This window comes from Dialister micraerophilus DSM 19965, from assembly GCF_000194985.1.
Classification (GTDB): Bacteria; Bacillota; Negativicutes; order Veillonellales; family Dialisteraceae; genus Dialister; species Dialister micraerophilus.
In genome coordinates, this window is sequence record NZ_GL878519.1 from 883898 (window position 1) to 900154 (window position 16257).

14 protein-coding genes are annotated in these 16257 nt (G+C 36.9%); 13 read left to right on the forward strand and 1 reads right to left on the reverse strand.

The window, feature by feature from the left end:
- Window positions 1–160 precede the first annotated feature (160 nt).
- From HMPREF9083_RS04120 to HMPREF9083_RS04180, 13 genes are all read left to right on the forward strand, one after another.
- Window positions 161–1081 (forward strand): L-lactate dehydrogenase, encoded by a 921-nt coding sequence (locus tag HMPREF9083_RS04120; RefSeq protein ID WP_007556156.1) that lies wholly within the window; start codon window positions 161–163, stop codon window positions 1079–1081.
- Between the two features lie 241 nt (window positions 1082–1322).
- Window positions 1323–1433, forward strand: coding sequence for a hypothetical protein (locus tag HMPREF9083_RS06790; protein ID WP_420864488.1), 111 nt, complete (start codon window positions 1323–1325; stop codon window positions 1431–1433).
- 135 nt (window positions 1434–1568) lie between these two features.
- Window positions 1569–2084, forward strand: a complete 516-nt coding sequence (locus HMPREF9083_RS04125; protein ID WP_007556157.1) for a hypothetical protein — start codon at window positions 1569–1571, stop codon at window positions 2082–2084.
- Window positions 2085–2479: 395 nt separating this feature from the next.
- Window positions 2480–3256 carry a hypothetical protein gene (locus HMPREF9083_RS04135; protein ID WP_007556159.1) on the forward strand — a complete coding sequence of 259 codons (777 nt, stop codon included), beginning with the start codon at window positions 2480–2482 and terminating at the stop codon, window positions 3254–3256.
- Between the two features lie 200 nt (window positions 3257–3456).
- Window positions 3457–5067, forward strand: coding sequence for a DUF4153 domain-containing protein (locus tag HMPREF9083_RS04140; RefSeq protein ID WP_035062680.1), 1611 nt, complete (start codon window positions 3457–3459; stop codon window positions 5065–5067).
- Window positions 5064–6206, forward strand: a complete 1143-nt coding sequence (locus tag HMPREF9083_RS04145) for an exonuclease SbcCD subunit D (protein WP_007556161.1) — start codon at window positions 5064–5066, stop codon at window positions 6204–6206. The genes HMPREF9083_RS04140 and HMPREF9083_RS04145 overlap by 4 nt, the downstream gene beginning before the upstream one ends.
- Complete coding sequence (locus HMPREF9083_RS04150) at window positions 6203–8854, forward strand: AAA family ATPase (RefSeq protein ID WP_071777870.1); 2652 nt, start codon at window positions 6203–6205, stop codon at window positions 8852–8854. Before HMPREF9083_RS04145 ends, HMPREF9083_RS04150 begins: the two co-directional genes overlap by 4 nt.
- A 62-nt stretch (window positions 8855–8916) precedes the next feature.
- Complete coding sequence (locus tag HMPREF9083_RS04155; protein WP_007556163.1) at window positions 8917–9495, forward strand: GNAT family N-acetyltransferase; 579 nt, start codon at window positions 8917–8919, stop codon at window positions 9493–9495.
- Window positions 9496–9615: 120 nt separating this feature from the next.
- Window positions 9616–10470, forward strand: coding sequence for a type II restriction endonuclease (locus HMPREF9083_RS04160; protein ID WP_155800616.1), 855 nt, complete (start codon window positions 9616–9618; stop codon window positions 10468–10470).
- A complete protein-coding gene (dcd, locus tag HMPREF9083_RS04165) occupies window positions 10467–10988 on the forward strand; it encodes a dCTP deaminase (RefSeq protein ID WP_007556165.1) in 522 nt (173 codons plus the stop codon). The genes HMPREF9083_RS04160 and dcd overlap by 4 nt, the downstream gene beginning before the upstream one ends.
- A gap of 96 nt (window positions 10989–11084) precedes the next feature.
- On the forward strand, window positions 11085–12035 hold the full coding sequence (locus tag HMPREF9083_RS04170) for a TAXI family TRAP transporter solute-binding subunit (RefSeq protein WP_007556166.1): 951 nt from the start codon (window positions 11085–11087) through the stop codon (window positions 12033–12035).
- Window positions 12036–12064: 29 nt separating this feature from the next.
- Entirely contained in the window at window positions 12065–12565 is a 501-nt protein-coding gene (locus HMPREF9083_RS04175; protein ID WP_007556167.1) for a DUF1850 domain-containing protein, read from the forward strand.
- A 19-nt stretch (window positions 12566–12584) separates the two neighbouring features.
- Window positions 12585–14534 carry a TRAP transporter permease gene (locus tag HMPREF9083_RS04180; protein WP_155800622.1) on the forward strand — a complete coding sequence of 650 codons (1950 nt, stop codon included), beginning with the start codon at window positions 12585–12587 and terminating at the stop codon, window positions 14532–14534.
- Window positions 14535–14773: 239 nt separating this feature from the next.
- Here the strand turns inward: HMPREF9083_RS04180 and HMPREF9083_RS04185 are convergent, their stop codons facing one another.
- Window positions 14774–16117 (reverse strand): Na+/H+ antiporter NhaC family protein, encoded by a 1344-nt coding sequence (locus tag HMPREF9083_RS04185; RefSeq protein WP_007554935.1) that lies wholly within the window; start codon window positions 16115–16117, stop codon window positions 14774–14776.
- Window positions 16118–16257: the final 140 nt, after the last annotated feature.

The following is a 16257-nucleotide window of genomic DNA, read 5'->3' on the forward strand; positions in this document are numbered from 1 at the left end:
TATTTTAAAAATGCATATCGAGTTTTTTATTGGGAAATTATCGTTTATAAATTTTAATCTTTAATATTTGCATTCGAGTATCTTAAGTAGTAAAATTCAGTAAATATCTTAAGAAATATAATATTTCAAGAGTATTGAATTTTAAGGAAGGACGGATACTATGGCAGGAAAAGTGGCAGTTATCGGTATGGGTAATGTCGGTGCGGCAGTTGCTCATCAGCTTGTTGTTGAAGGTTGTACGGATGAACTTCTTTTGTATGATAAGAACGAAAAGAAAGTGAAAGCCGATGCTTTGGATTTTGAAGATGCAATGAATAATTTGCCTTTTCATGTGAATATTACCGTCAACGATTATGAACGGTTGAAGGATGCAGATGTGATTGTTTCCGCATTGGGAAATATTCATTTGATTACGCTTGAGAAGGCGGACAGATTTGCGGAACTTCGTGTAAATAAATTGGCAGTTGCAGAGGTAGGTAAAAAAATTAAAGATTCCGGATTTAAAGGTATTTTGGTGGATATTACAAATCCTTGTGATGCGATTTGCGGATTGTATCAGAAGGCTACAAATCTTCCACGTGAAAATATTATGGGTACGGGAACGTTACTCGACTCTGCAAGGTTGCATCGTGCAGTCGGTAAATTTTTCAATGTAAATCCTAAATCGGTTCAAGGTTACAGTTTGGGAGAGCATGGAGATTCTCAGTTTGTTGCATGGTCTACGGTGAAGGTTCTTGATTTACCTGTTGAAAAACTTGCAGCGAAATCAGGAATAGATTTGGAAGCTATAGAAAAGGAAACACGCAGCGGAGGTTTTACGGTTTTTGCCGGAAAATTGTATACAAATTACGGAGTGGCGGCTTCCGCAGTGCGTTTGGTATGTGCAATTATGTCCGATTCGCATGAAGTGTTCCCCGTTTCAAATTACAGAGATGAGTACGGCACTTACTTATCTTATCCGGCAGTGGTAGGAAGAAAAGGTATAGTAAAACAAGTACAACTTGATTTAAGAGAAGACGAACTTGAAAAACTTAAAATTTCGGCTGAAACGATTTTGGAAAAGGAAAGTTTCAACGAATAAAAAACAACTCCTTTATCATAAAAAGATAAGGGAGTTTTCATTTGTCGAGAAATGTTTTCGCAGGCGGAATAATATTAATGCAGTTTGAGTCTTGAATGAAACGATATTGCATATGATTTACAGGTAAGCTTTTTGTGTACAAGTCGAAAGGAGGAACTAAATGGCAGAAAATGAGAAAACAGATATTAAAGAAATACAGACAGAAGAAGATTAAAAGCCTGATGGCATTCTTACAAAAAAGATAAATGGAAAGACACTTGTAACAGAAATATATTTTGATAAAAAGAGTAAGGAAACATTTCAAGATAAGCTATTTAAGGTAATACATTCTAAAAAGAATGAAAAACAATAAATAGGTATACCACTCCTACAATATGAAAGACAAAAATAATTGAATCCATATAAAAATGATAGAAAAAATAACTAAAAAATAGTATATTATAAGTATAATTATACTTGAAAACAAAGTAAATGGAGGAATAGAAAAATGGGTTTATTCGGACTGTTTGGAGGAAAAAAAGAAGTTGAATTAGATAAAGCAAAAAGCGATGAAAACAAGGCATTAATGAGAGAAATCTTTGATAGGAAAGTAGATAATGGCTCAGAATATCAAATAATCTATGCTTATTCAGAAGATATAGGTGGAGCTAATTTTGCGGTACTTCGTACGGTTTCCTATAAGTATAGAAGTTTTATACTTGGCTATAAGGAAAGTGATTTAAGTTTAGTTTTTCTTGAGGTAAGCCCTGATTTAACTCAGGTTGGTGAAGCACTTCTTTATAGACCGCAAGATGTAAAGAAAACTAATTTCACCAAGATGGTAGGTTCCTATTATCTACAATACGGAAACTCATTTAAGAAAGAATTTTTCAACTTTTTTGTTCCTAAGACTATTGACGATATAGTAAATCACGATTGGTATGACGAAGAAACATTCACTTACGTTGACCAAAGAGAAGAACACAGTAACTGGGTTGAGTTTTGGAATAAATTTTGCAACTAAAAGGTAAAGTATAATGAGTATGTTACCAAATTATATTTTAGTTTTTATATTTGCAGTATTTCTCATATATAGCTATATAAATATAAAAGTTAAAAAAGCTAAAGTTAGTAACGGATGTCTTTATGGAATAGGCATAGTTGTTGCAGTATTGCTACTTGGAATGTCTATTTACGGGATAATATTTAATATCCCATTAGGGCAAGTGCAGATGCTAATAGAAAATAGCTTCAATATTTGAAGCGTTTGAAGATTACTTTGAAAACGAATTTGATGATGTACATACGACGGGTACGGGATATTGGGAAGTAAAAATTACACGTGAAAACGGAAAAGTTGAATTTTATGAGTGTTCTTTTTTAAAAAATGCAAGAAAATTATCCGAGTTTGTAAGGTGCATGCTCGAAGAAAATAATTTGATGCTTTTGGACGGTAATTTTTACATGGACAGAATAGAAGAAATAACGTTGAGTTACAGCAGAATGGCAGAAGTACCTTTCTTTGATGCGACCGAACATATTGAGCGAAAATATTCCGAATATTTGACAATAAACGGAAAAACAAAAACAATTGAATTTTCAAGAGAATTTGAAAACGGAAACAAAGTTTATCACAAGTATGAAGTCGGGGAATGCATAGATATTTTGCTGAGTTATTTTGAAAACAATAGAGTTTTTGAACGTATGAAATTGGAAGAAGCCGATTTATGTTCATCCATAAGTATGGAAGAAGAGATTGATGCAGGTTTACCTGTAAGTGAAGAGTCGTACTACAGTCTTACGATATATTATGAAAACGATAAAGAAAAAGAACTTGGTGGAATCTTCGATTTCATAGGTTTGCCGGATAATTATGACGAGTTTATCAATGCGGTTTCCGATTTTTTGAAAATTTACAATGAGGGTGACATTTTCGATAAAAAATTTTATTACAAAGGAAAAGGTTGCAAGGGTAAATACATGTTTGCAAGCGTGGTATTTCCGGGAACTGTGAAAAGCTACTATTACCTGACGGAAGACGAAAGCATAGAAGTCGGTGACTATGTAATAGTTCCGGTAGGGCCTGAAAATGAAAGAAAAATAGTGCAAGTGGTAAATATAGAATACTTCGAAAAATACGATGCACCTTATCCGGTAGATAAAATAAAAAGAATAATAAAAAAATGCTACGTGTAAGAAATTTTTTACAAGTTTGGATACAAATAAAAGGTAAAAAGAGAAATGAAAGATAAAAACAATTCATTTCTCTTTTTTATTGAAAAGATAAAGCTTGTATTTTTCAGCAAGTAGAAAAATTGTGTTAAGGACATTTTTCAATTTTCAATTATTTACCATGATATAATGAAATAAATATTTGTTCGATAAAGGAGCAGTTTATGAAGTTTTTGATGACCGATTTTTTTACCGGACGTGTTTTGGGTATTTGCCGATTTTTTATTTCTTTCGTACTTACAATTTTAATTTTTCTTACGGTATTTTTCCGTGTGTATATTTCTGCGGACGGTGCTTTGTGGAGTACTGTTTTTCCGATTTTTTTGCAGGCACTTCTCATGTCGCTTTCCTGCACTTTCTTTTCTTCGATATTTTTGAGGATTTTGTCGGAGCGGTTTAAGTTCAATCGTTTCGTGTGTGATTTTTTGAATGTACCGATTGCGGCTCTTCTTTATTTTTACTTTATAAATATGCCGCTCAACGATTATCTTCTTATGTATATATCGGGCGGTGCGGCAGCTGTTTTTTTCGTATCCGTATTTTTGCTTTGGACTTATGAAAACGGAAAAGTTTTATTCAGATTTGTTTTTAAATCTTTTTGGAAAGCTTTCGGTATTTCATTACTTGCTTTCGTTTCGGGATTTATCTGTTTGCAAGGATTGAAAAATCTTTTGTTTGCAAATCTTTCCGATAATTGGATTGCAGTTTTATTTACATTTGCATTCGGCGTACTTTTTGCGAATTTGTTTTTGTCGTACTTGCCTCGTTTTGATGTGGAGTTACATGAGGAAAATTCCCTTTTGTGGCTTTTGAAACGCATTTTATTTCCAGTATACATAATTCATATGGTTATTTTGTACGGATACATTGCAAAGATTGCTTATTTACAAGAAATGCCGATTGGTGTGATGAACGGTTACGCTTTGTTTGCAACTGTATTTTATGCGTTGTTTTATTTTTCTCTGCATCGGGAGAATAACGACAGAATTCGTATGCTTCTTCGTGTCGGAGGAGCATTGATGATTCCGATATTTATCGTTCAGGCGGCAGGTTTGTATATACGTATTTTTGCTTACGGACTTACTTCGATGCGTTATATTTCCATAGCCTGTATGATTTTCGGGATTTGTGTTGCGATTTCCGGAATTTTCGGAATTTTTGCGAGAAAACTTTTGCCGGCGGCAATTGTTATCGTTCTTTTTTCAACTTTGACTCCTCTCAATTTGATTGATGTACCTGCCTATGATCAGGGAATGCGTTTGAAGTTTGTTGTTGAAAAGTACGGTATCGTAAAAAACGGAACCGTTTCGGTGCCGATGAATATTACAAGTGAAGATGAAAAAATTTTGAAAAGTTCCTTTTCGTATCTTTCGGGAAATGAAGGTGCATGGCGCTTTCCATGTGTTAAGACATTGAGTGAAAGTGCGCCTTTTCGTGAATTTATATATTCCGAAAAAGAGGACGGGAAATTGAATTTTACTCACACTTGGAATACGATTTCCGTTTCCGGTTACAATCGTATGTATGTGTTTGACGAATATTTGAAGAATAATGTTTTGAGCATTGAAACCGAGAGCGGTACTTATAATGTGGACATAAATAAATATTTGGAAGAAGCGGATAAAGTAAAAAACAAAAATATTGAAGAGCGCATGATTTATAAAGTTGATGAAAACTATACTTTGTATTTTTCAGATGTTTATGTAGATAAAAGTGAAGATATAAAAATTCATGTAAGCGGATTTTTGCTTGAAAAACAGTTGGAGGCGTTATGAAGTTTATTCATACTGCAGATTGGCACATAGGTAAATTGTTTTACGGCGAGTATTTGACGGAAGAACAGGAGTGGATTTTGAAAAACCGATTTCTCCCTCTTGTAGATGATGAAAAGCCCGATGTTGTTTTGCTTGCCGGTGATGTTTACGATCGCTCGGTTCCGCCGTCTGAAGCGGTGGAGCTTTTGGACGAGATGATTTATGAAATAGTCGGTCGACGCAAAATACCGTTCATAGTTATAAGCGGTAACCACGATTCATCTCAGCGTCTGTCTTTCGGCGGACGTTTGATGGAAAGTGGAGGACTTTTCATGGTCGGAGATATAAAACGCAGTGTAAAACCGATTGTATTGGAAGATGAGTGGGGTGCGGTGGCTTTTGCACCCATTCCGTACGCCGAACCGGGGACGGTACGTACCGTTATGAAAGATGAAACGGTAAAAACGCATGAAGAATCTGTGCTTTCACTTTCAAATTACTTACTTTCAAAGATAGATAAAAATATAAGAAAAATTGCAATAACTCACGAGTTTGTCGCCGGAGGAAGTACAAGCGACTCCGAACGTCCTTTGTCAATCGGCGGTACGGATTTGATTCGTGCGGAAATTTTCAAACCTTACAATTATACGGCACTCGGACATTTGCATTCTCCGCAGCGTGCAGGTTTTGACAATGTACGTTATAGCGGAAGTCTTTTGAAGTATTCATTCAGTGAAGTTACGCAAAAGAAAGGTGTTATTGTCGGAGAACTTTCAAAAGACGGAGAAGTAAAGACAAAATTCGTACCTTTGAAACCTCGCCGTGATGTACGAATTATAACCGGACTGTTTGAAGATTTGATGAAAAACGAATCTTTATTTACAGATGATTTTCTGCAAATCGAACTTACAAATGACGGACCCGTTATAGATGCAATGGCAAGACTTCGCACTCATTTTCCGTACGTAATGGCATTGCAGACGAAAAAACGTGTACAAACGGGTGAAGGAGCAAGGAATTTCGATTTCAAAAAAAGAGTAAATCCTATTGATATGATGAAAACATTTGTAGATGAATTTCGTGATGAGCCGATGAATAAAACGGAAGCGGAATACATGCAAAAAATTTTTGAAGAATTGAAAGGAGGAGAATTTGATTGAAACCGATTAGACTGAAAATGTGCGCATTCGGACCGTATTCGGACGAGCAGGAGCTGGATTTCACTTTACTCGGAAATCAAAAACTCTTCTTGATTTGTGGACAGACGGGTGCCGGTAAAACTACTATACTCGATGCCATGTGCTATGCGCTTTACGGAAAAACGGGAGGCGGATTGCGAAACGGTGAAACGATGCGAAGCAGTTATGCCGATTTGGATACCGAAACGAAAGTCGAATTTGATTTTGCGATAGGAAATGATTTTTATCGTGTAATCAGAAAACCTACACAGGAACACACAAGGAAAAAAGGTGATTTGAATAAATCCGTCACACGACAAGGTAAAGCGGAACTTTTTGAAATAGATGACAACGGAAATGAAATAAAACTTATAGCGGCAAAAGGTGTAGATTACCATATCGAAAAACTTATCGGAGTAGGTGTGGATCAGTTCAGACAGATAATACTTCTGCCGCAAGGCGATTTCAGAAAACTTTTACTTGCAGACTCGAAAGAAAGACAAGGCATAATGCAGCAACTTTTCAAAACGCAAATGTATGCCTCCGTGGAAAATCTGCTGAAAAAGAAATATCGTGAAATCGAGAAATTTTATGAAGAAGACAAAATCAGGTACAATACGATACTTGCAAATTGTGATGCCGAAAATGAAGAGGAATTGAAAGCAAAAGAAAAAAATGCGTCAACCGAACTTGAAAGTGAAAGTGAAAAGTTGAAAATTGCAAATGAAAAGCAACAAGAATTCACAAAAATATATGATTGGGAAAAAAGCATATATGACGCATACATGCGAATAAATGAAATTGAAAAAGAAGAAAAAATTTTAAAATTGAAAGAACCGGACATGAAAAAACTTTATTCCGACATGGAAAAAGTAAAACGTGCATCGCATTTGAAAGAAGCATTTCAATTAATAGAAGAAATAAAAACGGAAGGCGTGGAAAAGAAAAAACTTTTTGATGAGAAATACGGAATATATGAAAAAGCATATAATTCGGAAAAGGAAATTTATAAAGAAAAAGAATTTTTGGATAAAGAAGAAGAGCAACATAATAAAAACGTTCAAGAGCTGCTTTTACTTAAAAACATACGACCTTTGGCACAGGGGTACAGTGAATCCGTTTTGAAATGCAATCTTTTGAAAAGCGAATTGGAAAAACAGGAAAAAATACTTGAAGAAATAAAAATAAAAATAAAGCTGGCGGAAGAAACAAGTTTGAACAAAAAAAAGACCGCCGTCGCACTTCAGGAAGTTTTTCTGAAAGGGCAATCGGCATACTTGGCATCGCATTTGAAAGACGGAAGTCCTTGTCCGGTATGCGGCTCGACCGAGCATCCGCTGCCGGCACATAGCAATGAATTGTTGCCGGATAAAAAAGATGTGGACAGAGCATCAAGCGAAGCGGAACAAGCAATGAAAAACGAAAAAGACTTGAAAGAAAAAGCGAACAAACAATTGACGGATAAAATAAATCCTCTGAAACTTCAACTTGTGAAAGCTCAAGAAGTTTTAATTCAAACGGAAAATCAAGTAGAAGAAAAGTATAGAAATATAGAAGAACTCGACAAAAAAATCGAAAATTCGGAAAAAGCAAACAAACATTACGAAGAAAGATACAAACACGTAGAGGAGGAATTGAAAAAAACATCGGAAATCACGGCATCTTTGAAAGGTGAACTTGCACGACTTGATGAAGAAGTGAAATCTTTGAGAGTAAAATACGAAGACAGAAGAAACGAACTTGAGGCAAGATCGAAGGAAGAAGGATTTGCAGACAGAAAAGAAAGTGCCGAATATTTCAGACGTGTGAACGAACTTTCGAAAATGGAAAAAGAATATACGGAATACATATCGTTGTGCAAAGCGATAAGCAAAAGACTTGAAAAAGAACACAACTATATCGGAGAAAAAACTTGTCCGGATATGGAAACCCTCGAAAAGAAACGCAACGAATTACTCACCGATGTAAAAGAAGCAACGGTAAAAGAAGAACGTCTGAAAGGTATAATTTCACAATACGGAAAAGCGAAAAAAGAATTGGACATACTTGCAAAACATGGAAAGGAACTTGATGAAAAGTACAAACTTGTAGGAGGACTTTCCGAATTGGTAAGCGGAAAAGAAACGGGAATAAATCTTGAACGTTTCGTTTTGGGTGCATTGCTTGACGAAGTTACACAAAAAGCAAATTTAAGACTGGACACGATGAGCGGAGGAAGATACGAACTGAACAGACGCTTGGGCGACAGACTCGATGCGAGAAAAACCGCAGGGTTGGATCTTGAAGTATTCGACAGCTATACGGGTAAAGCACGACCGGCATCGACACTTTCGGGAGGAGAAACATTTTTGGCATCTATGTCGCTGGCATTGGGACTTGCAGATGTAGTTCAAGAATACTCCGGCGGAATAAAACTCGATGCGATGTTCATAGATGAGGGATTCGGCACACTCGACTCGGAATCTTTGGACCTGTCATTAAAAACTTTGACAACCGTCGACGAAAACGAAGAAAGTCCACGTCTTGTAGGTATAATTTCCCATGTGGAAGGACTTGAAGAAAGAATACCGGCAAAATTGCGTGTAGACAAAACAAAAAAAGGCAGTCGTGCATATTTTGATATTGCATAATAAAATTTCAGAGTGTAAAATAGTAAAGCTGAAAACAGAGAGAAAAAAAGGAGTTGATAAAAATGATAAATTTGCGTTACGTAGAACCTGAAGATTCGGAAATATTGAGAGACATATACTCCTACTATGTAGAAAATACTTGCATTACAACGGAATGCACACTTCCCGATGAATACGCATTTCAAAAAAGAGTGGAAAAAATTTCAAGCAAGTATCCCTATATAGTGGCGGAAAGAGACGGACACATAGTCGGATACATTTACGCATCACCTCTTGTAGAACGTGAAGCGATAAATCACTGTGTACAAATTTCAATTTACGTAAGACATGGACTCGGAAGAAGCGGAGTAGGTAAAAGAATGTACCGTGCAATTGAATCCGTACTGAGCCGTATGGGAATTACAAATATGTATGCACGTGTAGCTGTACCGAAAATTGAAAACGAACATTTAACCAGAAACAGTTTGCAATTTCATGAATACATGGGATTTACAAAAGTGGGATTTTTGGAAAAAAGCGGATACAAATTTCATCAATGGTTCGACCTGGCGATAATGGAAAAATTCATCGCACACCACAGAGACAGAGCCGAAGACGTAAGATTTTTCGATAAATATCCGAAACCGTCAATTGAAGAATAGAAGAAAAGCAATTCGATAAAAAAGTCGGATTGCTTTTATATTTAAAAAATTCAAGTCATAATTAAAAATTATGTGCAGTATGCTATAATTAATCAGAAATACCGAAAGAAGGTGTATTCCGTGGCAAGGCGTAAAGGTCGGAAAGAGTGGAACATAATAACGGAAAAAGGTTGGATGTCTATTTTGGGAAATACCGAAGTGATTTCCGATTTGATGATGCAAATATTTTTTTCGTTATATCGCTCACCGAACTATACGGACAACGCCAAACAAATTGCACACAAATTACACACCGAATATCGTGCATTGAATGCGGCGGTAGGTTGGGCAGGTAATAAAATAAAAAATCTGTGCAGAGAAAAAAAGATTGAAACCTGTTCTACAACCGAAAAAGCCTCTTTGAAAATGGCACCTTGGGAATATGTTTTCAACGGAAAAGAAGATGAAGACGGAACATATCTGTGGATACTTAAAGAGAATGCGGTACGGGCATTTCGTGAATTGGAAGAATCGGGATATATAAACTATATAGGACTTGAAGAAATTTTATCCGAAGACATTTCTTCCTTCGGAGTGGAAGGAAATTTATTTTCTCAAACATCCGAAACGACAGTGAAAAATATAAAAGAATATATAGAAAGTGAAAGAAAATTTGAAAGAAAATCACTGACGGAAAATTCACAATGTACGGTATGCGGAATAAAAAGGCTTTCACTTCTTCGCATGGAACCTTACGGGAAAAGTGATAAAAAACACAAAGGTTTATGTTTCTGTCCGACACATGCAGCTTTGTTTTCGGCACATTTGATATCATTTGACAAAGACGGAAAACTTATAATTTCCGACAAAATAGACGAAGAAGAACGTAAAATTCTCAAAATTGAAAACGGAATGCCGGCAAAAATGCCGTTCAGCAACAGAAGAATGCAATTACATCGTAAAAAATTTAATCAGGAAAGCAGGGGAACGAAATGATTTTATCGGGTAAAGAAATAGTAAGACACTTGGGAAATGAAATCGAAATAAAACCTTTCGATCCGTCAAGAGTAAATCCCAACAGTTACAACCTTACATTGTCGGACGAACTTATGGTATATGACAATTATGAACTCGACATGAAAAAGAAAAATGTCGGTAAATTGATAAAAATACCTAAAGAAGGATACCTTCTTGAACCGAATAAATTATACTTGGGAAGAACACATGAGTTCACACGAACGGAATGTTTCGTTCCGATGCTTGAAGGAAGATCCTCTATAGGACGCTTGGGACTTTTTATTCACGTGACGGCGGGATTCGGAGATGTAGGATTTGCCGGTTATTGGACACTTGAAATGTTTTGCGTTCAACCGATAAGAATATATGCCGGAGTGGAAATTTGTCAGATATATTTTCATACCGTTTTAGGTGAAGCGGACAAGTACACAAGCGGAAAATATCAAAATAATAAAGGAATTCAACCCAGCCTACTTTACAAAGATTTTGAGAAGTAGTATAATTAAAAGCAACTTAATAAAAAAGCGATGAAGCTACAGAATTGTATGTGCGCATACAGTCTGTAGCTTTTTTTGTAAAAAGGAGGAAATATTATGAAGCGTTGGATGAAACGTTTGGCAGCTGTCACAGCTGTTTGTCTGGCAGGTACGATTATTTTGACAGGATGCAGCGGTGACAAGAATTTTATTAATATTGCTACCGGCGGTACTGCAGGTACATACTATCCGCTCGGCGGTGCATTGGCCGAATTGATGAATAAAAACATTGAAAACATGAATGCATCCGCACAGTCAACAGGGGCTTCCGTTGCAAATATAAATATGCTTAAAGACGGATCTGTAGATGTGGCATTCGTACAGAATGATATTTCCTACTATGCGGTAAACGGATTGGAAATGTTCAAAGACAACAAAGTGGGAAATTTGAAAGGGCTTGCGGCATTGTATCCTGAAACAATTCAATTCGTAACTACCGAAGGATCGGGAATTCGTTCAATAGCGGATTTGAAAGGTAAAAAAGTTGCGGTCGGTGCATCGGGATCGGGTGCCGAAGCAAATGCAAGACAAATTCTTGCGGCATACGGAATTACATATGACGACATAGATGAACAATATTTGTCATTCGGTGAAGCTTCCGATGCGTTGAAAGACGGAAACGTAGATGCAGGAGTTGTAGTTGCGGGCTTCCCGACAGCGGCAATTCAAGACTTGTCCGCAAGCAAATTGATAAGAATTATTCCTTTGGATGAATCTATAATAGACAATCTTATTAAGAAATATCCGTACTACACAAAGATGATTATTCCGGCAGGCACATATTCAAATCAGAATGAAGACGTTGTAACGTTATCGGTAAAATGCCTCTTGGTAACCACGGATAAAATGGAAAAATCATTGGGTGAAAAGATTGTAAAAGTAATTTATGAAAATCTCGATCGTATGAAAGCGGCACATGCTGTAGGACAATACATAAGCAAAGCTACCGGAATGGAAGGTATGTCTATTCCTATGAACGAAGGAGCAAAAAAGTTTTTTGAAGAATAATACGAGGTGAACGACATTTGTCGGTAAATATGGAGAGCTTTCGGCGTATTTCAAAAAGTAAAAAAACAATAGTGATTATATGTCTGATAATTCTTGCAATTGCAGTTTACTTTTTAAATCAAAAATACATAGTAGGTAAATCCGAAAAAGGTATTTTGTTTGTAAAACGTGCATACGCCGGAATGCCTCTTGTACTTGAGTACAGACATTCGGTACAAAGAACGATGATTTATGAAAATTTGGAAATTGACGGCAATGTAAGCGGACTCGTTTTGAAATCTACAAAGTATCAATCATATGGAGCCGGACTTCCGTTTTTACAAACGGACGGTCACTTCAGAAAAGAAAAAGATTGGTTTGTTCTCGATTCCATAAATCGTAAATATCCCGTACTTTCAATTCGTAACGGAGTTACAAATGAGGAAAAAGTTCATGTAGGTAATTCTGTATACAACTTGAAAGATGAAATGCCGATAGGGACGAAATTGGATATTTGTGTCGTACCGTTGTACAAAGTTTGTTTTTTATAATGATAAGGAGTTGAATCAATTGGCTGACTTGGATACAAATGCAAAAAAGATCAATAAAAAGGGGAAAGATTTGCAAGAGACTTTGAAAGAGCTTGATAAAGAATCCAACTTTGCGGAATATTCAGGTATCTGGGCAAAGCTGATTGCGTTGATTTGTATAGTCTTTTCGTTATTTCAGATTTATACCGGACTTTTCGGAGTTTTGGACGCAATGATTCAGCGTTGCATTCACTTGTCATTCGGTATAGCATTGGTATTTTTGCTCAATCCTACAAAAAGATCTTGGGTGAAAAAAGGACGGATACACTTACTTGATTTGGGACTTGCAATATTATCCGTTGTACCGTCATGCTATATTCTCGTTCAATACAAGAGCTTGATTTTGAGAGCAGGTACAGTTACTCCTTTGGATGCGGTTATGGGAGTGCTTGGACTTGTTATGGTTATTGAAGCCGCAAGACGTATTGTAGGTATGCCTATAGTGTGCGTTGTGCTTGCTTTCATGGCATATGGATTTTTAGGTCCCTACATGCCGGGCGCATTGGCACACAGAGGTTTGACAATAAATCAGATGGTCGGACATCTTTTCTTTACTACTGAAGGGGTATTCGGCATTCCTATGGGAGTTTCCTCCACATTTATATTTTTGTTTATTTTATTCGGTGCTTATCTTGAAAAAACGGGACTCGGAAAATTTTTCATAGATATAGCAAATGCAATTGCAGGCTGGGCATCTGGCGGACCGGCAAAAGTTGCTGTGCTTTCAAGCGCACTTGAAGGTACAATCTCGGGAAGTTCGGTAGCAAATGTTGTCGGCAGCGGTGCATTTACCATTCCCATGATGAAAAAATTGGGATATGAAAAAAACTTCGCCGGAGCGGTGGAAGCGGCAGCATCTACCGGCGGACAGATTATGCCTCCTATTATGGGTGCGGCGGCATTCCTTATGGCGGAATTTGTGGGTATTCCGTACATGGAAGTGGTAAAAGCCGCAATCGTACCGGCAATTTTATACTTCATCGGAGTATTTTTGGGAGTTCATTTTGAAGCGAAAAGAAATAATTTGAAAGGTACACCGAGAAGTCAACTTCCTTCATTTGGAAAAATAATGAAAGAGCAAGGACATCTTGCAATTCCTCTTGTGGTCATTATCGGATTGCTTTCCTCGGGATACACTCCGATGAAAGCGGCACTGTGGGGAATATTTATTTCCATAGGTACAGCGATGCTTCGTGCAAACACAAGAATGAAGATGAGTGATATAATAGGCGGACTCGTGCAAGGTGCACGCGGATGTCTGGGTGTACTCATAGCATGTGCGGCTGCCGGTATTATTATCGGTATAGTTACAAAAACCGGTGTCGGACTTAAAATGGCATCCACACTTGTACAACTTGCATCAGGCAACTTCCTTTTATTGCTTATTTGCACAATGCTCACATCACTTATACTCGGAATGGGAGTTCCGACAACTGCAAACTATGTAATAACATCTACAATAGTCGCACCGGCGCTTGTAGGTGCCGGAGTTCCGATTTTGGCGGCGCACATGTTCGTATTCTACTTCGGAATTATTGCGGATATTACACCTCCGGTGGCACTTGCAGCTTATGCAGGAAGTGCGATAGCAGGAGGCAATCCCATGAAAACTGCGGTGAATGCATCGAAACTCGGTATAGCGGCATTTATTATACCCTACGTATTCGTATTCTCACCCGTACTTTTAGGAATAAATGCGACAATTACGGGAATGATTTTCTCCACACTTACCGCACTTATCGGAATGGCGGGACTCTCCGGAGCAATGATCGGACAATTTGCAGATAAATGTAAAGCATGGGAAAGAATAGTTCTCACCATCGGCGGACTCTGTCTCATAGATCCGAAATTGATGACGGACGTTGCAGGCATAGCATTACTTGCAATAGTAGGAATTATTCAATACATGAGAAAGAAAAAAGCTGAATAAATAAAGAACGAAGATAAACTTAAAAAGACAAAAATAAAACTCGGTTCAATAATAGTTGAGCCGAGTTATTTTTATAAAATTTATTCTTAAAACAAAATATTATTTGAAACGGAAATAAATTCTCCGTTCAAATTGCAAAAACAAATAAAACATTCAATTTAAATAAAAAACCGATACTTACGGAAATTTGCAAAGTATCGGTTGTAATTTATAAATGAAAATAAATATAAATTTCGTTTTTATTTTTCAAACTGTTGTTTTTTTGAAGAACCCCAATTGTCATAAGGAATATAAATTGAAATGAGTGCGAAAACTGCAAGAATCCAACAATACCACACATAAGGAACAATCTCAATCATGCTTACCGGCAAACCGAACTTGGATGCCAATGCGGAAGCCGTAAGAAGTTGAGCACCGTAAGGTATAGTACCTTGGAAAACGCAAGAAAAAATATCAAGAAGTGAAGCGGACCTTCTCGGGTCTATGTCGTACTCCTTACTGATATTTTTTGAAATATCACCTGTAATTATAATTGCAATGGTATTATTTGCAGTAGCACAATCAACCAATGAAACCAATGCGGAAATTCCGAGTTCGGCGGATTTTTTTCCCTTAATCATTACTCTCAATTTATGTATAAGCCAAGTAATTCCGCCGTAATGTGCTGCAATTTCTGAAATACCGCCGCAGAACAGAGCAAGGAAGAAAGCTTCATTCATATTGTTGAAGCCGATCCAAATTTGCTGTGAAAGTGAAACGACAGTCAAATTTCCGGCAAAAATACCGATAAGACCTGCAGAAAAAATACCGATAATAAGAACAATGAATACGTTCGTACCGAGCAGTGCAAGAGCAAGAACCAAAATATAAGGGAAAACCTTTATCAAACTGTAATCAAGATTTCCTATACTTGAAACTACATCCGGACGACCGAAAAACAAGTATAAAACAAAAGTGACGATTGCAGCCGGTAAAGCGATTAAAAAATTCACTTTGAACTTATCCTTAAGCTCACAACCCTGAGTACGTGTCGCAGCGATAGTCGTGTCCGAAATCATGGAAAGATTATCACCGAACATTGCACCGCCCACACAAGCAGCAACAATGAAAGGAATGGAAATGCCGGCTTTTTCACCTATACCTACAGCAATAGGAATAATTGCGGCAATGGTACCGACCGAAGTTCCCGTCGAAGTACCCAAAAAAGCGGAAATAATAAAAATTCCGGCAGTCAAAAACTCGACCGGTATCAAACTGATACCCATATTTACAGTAGCATCACGACCGCCCATAGCGGAAGCCACAGCGGAAAACGCACCTGCAAGAATGTAAATAATAAGCATAGTCATTACATTTTCATTTGCGGCACCTTTTGAAAAAATTTTAAACTTTTCGCTTATACTTTCCTTACCCAAGAAAAATGCGGATATGACCGCAATAAACATGGCAGTTACAGACGGAAACTGATAGAAAGCCATGTCAACGCCCTGTATGGAGAAATAAACTCCCATGCCGAGATAAATTATTATAAAAACAACGAACGGTAAAAGTGCAAAACCGTTGCCCTTTTCAGATGCGTTCATACCCGCACCTCCCATTATTAAAAATTAAAAATATTTTATAAAATTCAGTATAGCAAACGTAAGTTTTATAAGCAATTCAAAATAAAAAAATAAAGTGAAGGAAATTAATTTTTCACTTTATTTTCCGATACAAAATTTAT

Coding starts and splice junctions, on each gene's coding strand:
- HMPREF9083_RS04120 (WP_007556156.1), top strand. CDS start 161: ATGGCAGGAAAAGTGGCAGTTATCGGTATGGGTAATGTCGGTGCGGCA.
- HMPREF9083_RS04125 (WP_007556157.1), top strand. CDS start 1,569: ATGGGTTTATTCGGACTGTTTGGAGGAAAAAAAGAAGTTGAATTAGAT.
- HMPREF9083_RS04135 (WP_007556159.1), top strand. CDS start 2,480: ATGCTCGAAGAAAATAATTTGATGCTTTTGGACGGTAATTTTTACATG.
- HMPREF9083_RS04140 (WP_035062680.1), top strand. CDS start 3,457: ATGAAGTTTTTGATGACCGATTTTTTTACCGGACGTGTTTTGGGTATT.
- HMPREF9083_RS04145 (WP_007556161.1), top strand. CDS start 5,064: ATGAAGTTTATTCATACTGCAGATTGGCACATAGGTAAATTGTTTTAC.
- HMPREF9083_RS04155 (WP_007556163.1), top strand. CDS start 8,917: ATGATAAATTTGCGTTACGTAGAACCTGAAGATTCGGAAATATTGAGA.
- dcd (WP_007556165.1), top strand. CDS start 10,467: ATGATTTTATCGGGTAAAGAAATAGTAAGACACTTGGGAAATGAAATC.
- HMPREF9083_RS04170 (WP_007556166.1), top strand. CDS start 11,085: ATGAAGCGTTGGATGAAACGTTTGGCAGCTGTCACAGCTGTTTGTCTG.
- HMPREF9083_RS04175 (WP_007556167.1), top strand. CDS start 12,065: ATGGAGAGCTTTCGGCGTATTTCAAAAAGTAAAAAAACAATAGTGATT.
- HMPREF9083_RS04185 (WP_007554935.1), bottom strand. CDS start 16,117: ATGAACGCATCTGAAAAGGGCAACGGTTTTGCACTTTTACCGTTCGTT.